Source organism: Methylorubrum aminovorans (assembly GCF_022179725.1).
Lineage (GTDB): Bacteria > Pseudomonadota > Alphaproteobacteria > Rhizobiales > Beijerinckiaceae > Methylobacterium > Methylobacterium aminovorans.
In genome coordinates, this window is sequence record NZ_BPRC01000072.1 from 1 (window position 1) to 4,134 (window position 4,134).

A 4,134-nucleotide genomic window follows, 5' to 3' on the forward strand; every position below is an offset into this window, starting at 1 on the left:
CGCGTCGCTGAGAACCAAGCGATCCTGAACGCTCAAGGCTGTCCTCCAAAAGACAGCCTTGAAGCACCGCTTACCCCGTCCGTGAACCCCAAGAGTCCACGCGGCCTAGAGCGGTCACCGACCGGTTTGAATCGTCTGGGGTTTTGGCCGGGACAGGGTTGTGATTCGATGCGCGGCTTTTCGAGGAGGAGAGCCGATGGCGTCTGCCCTATCTGGAGATCTGCGCGAGCGTGTGGTGGCTGCGATCGAGGCGGGCGCGTCGCGCCGGGAAGCGGCACGACGTTTCGAGGTCAGCCCAGCCAGCGCCGTGCGCTGGCACGGAGCCTTCGTTCAGGAGGGGCGGACGCAGGCCAAGCCGATGGGCGGCGATCAACGCTCGCATACAATCGAGGCGCAGGCCGACCTGATCCGGCAGACCTCCGAAGCGCAGCCCGAGCTTTTCCTGCATGAGCTGCGTGACCGTCTGGCCGAACGAGGCCTGCGGGTCGGGGTCAGCAGCCTGTCCCGCTTCTTCAAGCGCCACGGTCATCACGCGCAAAAAAACATCGGCCACGCCGCCGAGCAGGAGCAGGAGGACGTGAAGGCCGCGCGCCTGTCCTGGTTCGAGCGCCAGCTCGATCTCGACCCGGACAGGCTCGTGTTCCTCGACGAGACCGCCACCAATACGAAGATGGCACGCCGTTATGGGCGGGCTCCGCGTGGCGCACGCTGTCGGGGTGCGGTCCCGTTCGGACATTGGAAGACCATCACTGTCACCGCCGGCCTGCGCACCAGCGGTCTGATGGCCACCGCCCTCCTCGATGGACCGATGACAGGCGCTCGCTTCCGCGATTACGTCGATGAAACCCTCGTCCCAGCCCTGCAGCCCGGCGACACCGTCGTGCTCGACAATCTGCCCGCCCACAAGGTCAGCGGTATCCGCGAGCGCATCGAGGCGGCGGGAGCGAGGCTGCTCTACCTGCCGGCCTATTCCCCCGACTTCAACCCGATCGAACTCGCCTTTGCCAAGCTCAAGGCCATTCTCCGTGCCGAGGCCGCTCGCACGATCAGCGACCTCTGGAACACGATCCAACGCGCCTTCAGACGCTTCACGTCAGCCGAATGCCGACGCTATCTCGCCGCCGCAGGTTACGACGCATATGATCCAACCCGATCGGATGCTGCTCTAGCTCGAATTCTGCGGACCTTGCCGAGAGCTTCGCGAAGCTGCAACGCAGCATCGAGGCGGCCCGGAAAGTACTTGACGAAGAGCTCCGTGATCCAGAGTATCTGCTTAACGCTTAGCTGGTGGCGCCAGCAAGGCGCCCAATCCTATCGAGCGTGCGCCGATGGCTGATGATGTTGCTCTGCTGCTGGCTGTAGGAGGCGCGGGCCTCTAACACAGCTAGGCGGGCAGTGAAGTGGGCCGCTAGGGCGCGAAGGCGCAGAAATCGCTCGCCGGCCGCTGCAGCTCAGCGATGGAGGGGAGCCGATCCCGCCTCATGCGGCCCACCACTCCACGATCTGCGTTGCGACGCCGCGTGCCGTCACGACGGTGTGTTGGCAGAACCCGCCCACGACGGGCGGTCACTTCCCGTTCTGCGCTGGCCGCGAAGAACCCATTCCTCAAAGCGTATAAAGTACTCGAGACGGAACGCTCCATCGCGCTGTGGAGATTGCCTGGGCGGAGAGGCTCGCTCCTCGCCTGCCTCACGAGGCCGTGCCACGGTGGCCGCGTCCCGTTAGGCGTGGGCCAAGATTGGTTCTGTGACGGACGTTGTGTCGAAAGGGAGCCGATGGCCCGCAAGCGTCTCCGCCCCACCATCGAGAGCCTGATCGAGGCAGTCGGCCGGCTCGGCCTTGCGCCGAACACCGTCGATCTCGAGGCGCTGCGCGCCCATCTCGAACTTCCGGAACTCGGAGCGGCGGTCGAGGACGAGCGCGTGGCCCACGCGCTGCGGGAGATGCAGAGAGCCCGCGCCTTTGCCGAGACCGGAGTGCCGGCCCTCAAGCGGGCGCTCCCGGCCCTGAGGGCTGCGCTGTCCAAGGACCATAGCATCCGCTGGAGCGTCCGGATCGGCATCCCGCTGCTCGATGCCGGGCGGATGGACCTGCGCATCGACGCTGCGCCGGACCCGCTGGTCACCGAGATCCTCGACGGCATGGCTGCCCGAAACGATCCGGCGCGCCGCCTGGAGGAACTGCGCGCCACCGTGGCGGAGATGACGGCGCGCACGACACGTGATCTGCGCAAGCCGATCGATCGGCTCAGAGGTCAGATCCTCTCCGATCTGCGCGAAGTCGGCGCCGACGCGGCCGCCTATCTCGAACATATGGACCGCTCGCTGCGCTCCCGGCCCTTCAACTTCAGTCCCAGGCTCGCCCGCGCCCTGACGGATGCGCTGACGCCGGTTCGCCAGCGGGCCAAGGCCGTTGCGCGCGAGGGCTCGCGGCTGCGGCGCCTGCGCGATCAGGTCGGCTTCGGCGCCTACATCGAAAAATTCACCGCGGCGCGTCGGCTGAACCGCCGGATCGTCTTCCACATGGGGCCGACCAATTCCGGCAAGACCTACGCGGCCCTGCAGGTCCTGGCCGCCGCCCCCACCGGGGCCTATCTCGCACCGCTGCGGCTCCTGGCGCTGGAGAACTACGAGGGTCTGCGCGAGCGCGGCTTGCGCGCCGGCATGGTCACGGGTGAGGAGGTTCTGGGAGAGGCCGGCGCGACCCATACGGCCCGCACGATCGAGACGGCCGACCTCACCCGCCCGATCGACGTCGCCGTCATCGACGAGATCCAGATGCTCATGGACCCGGATCGGGGCTGGGCCTGGACGAACGCCCTGTTCGGTGTTCCGGCCAAGACCGTCATCGTCTGCGGATCGGATGATGCCTTGTCCTATGTCCGCCGCGCCGCCGAGGCGGCAAACGAGTCGCTGGAGGTGATCGCCTTCGAGCGCAAGTCGCCGCTCGTGCTTCTGGACGAGCCCGTGCCCCTAGAGAAGGTCGAGCCCGGGGATGCCGTGGTCGCCTTCTCCCGCCGTGCGGTGCATGAGAATCGAGAGATCCTGGTCGCCCGTGGGCACCGGGTGGCAACGATCTACGGCGCGCTCTCGCCGGAGGTTCGCCGTGCCGAGGCGGCGCGCTTCCGCTCGGGCGAAGCCAACGTCCTCGTGACGACCGATGCCATCGGCATGGGCCTCAATCTGGGTCCGCTGAGGCGGATCGTTTTCTCGGCCGTGCGCAAGTGGGACGGCGTCGAGGATCGCGCGCTCACCAATTCGGAGATCCGGCAGATTGCCGGCCGGGCCGGGCGCTACGGCCATCACGAGGTCGGCTACGTCGCGGCAACCGAGGCGACGGGCATCGAGCCGGTTCGGGCGGCCCTGGCCGGCGCGCCCACGGCGCCGGCCTCCGATACGCGCTTCTACGTGCGCCCGGACCTGACGGCGATCCGTTCCGTGGCGGAGGAGATGCGCACGCCCAGCCTCTACGAGGTGATGACGCATTTCGCGCGGGCCACTTTCTATGCCGGCTCGCCGTTCCAGCCCTCGGCCTTGGAGGAGGTTCTGGAGATCGCGCGCACCATCGACCGCGCGCGTCTCCCGATCGAGGAGAAGTTCGTCTTTTCGGTCTGCCCGATCAACCGGCGCGACGAGATCGCCATGGGCATGCTGGAGCGGTGGAGTCTGGTTCGGGCGGCGGGTGCAACGGTGCCCGCCCTGAGAGCGAGCCTCGCAGGCGAACTCGATTATCAGGAGCGGACCGTGAAGCTCGCCAGCGCCTATCTGTGGCTGTCGCGGCGCTTTCCAGAGACCTTCGACGATGTCGAGGCCATCCGGCACATGCGCGGACGCGCCAACGACGCGATCGAGCATCACTTGCGGCAGACGGCGACCCGCAAGGCCGAGCGCCGAACCCGGCGTTCCGTCGGCGGCCGGTGAAGGATCGGCGCGGTTCGATCCGACCCGCTTCAACGCAAGGTCATGAGCCCCCTCCCCTTTCCGGGTCTCTGGGATGCGGGTCGGTGCGTCCGGCCGCCGTGGCGCGAGGGCTCTGAACGGCAATCAGCCCGCGTGGCTTTGGCCAGCGGGCTGTGTGTCTGTTGTCGTGTGTTGTGTTGGTTGCGGGGGCTGGATTTGAACCAGCGACCTTCAG

General features: G+C 67.3%; 1 protein-coding gene and 1 pseudogene. Both read left to right on the top strand.

Annotated elements, in window-relative coordinates; genetic code table 11:
* Window positions 1-196 precede the first annotated feature (196 nt).
* Window positions 197-1,150, top strand: a pseudogene (locus MFF24_RS28460) (IS630 family transposase); the annotation flags it as partial.
* Window positions 1,151-1,775: 625 nt separating this feature from the next.
* Entirely contained in the window at window positions 1,776-3,920 is a 2,145-nt protein-coding gene (locus MFF24_RS28465) for a helicase-related protein (RefSeq protein ID WP_238229196.1), read from the top strand.
* Window positions 3,921-4,134 lie beyond the last annotated feature (214 nt).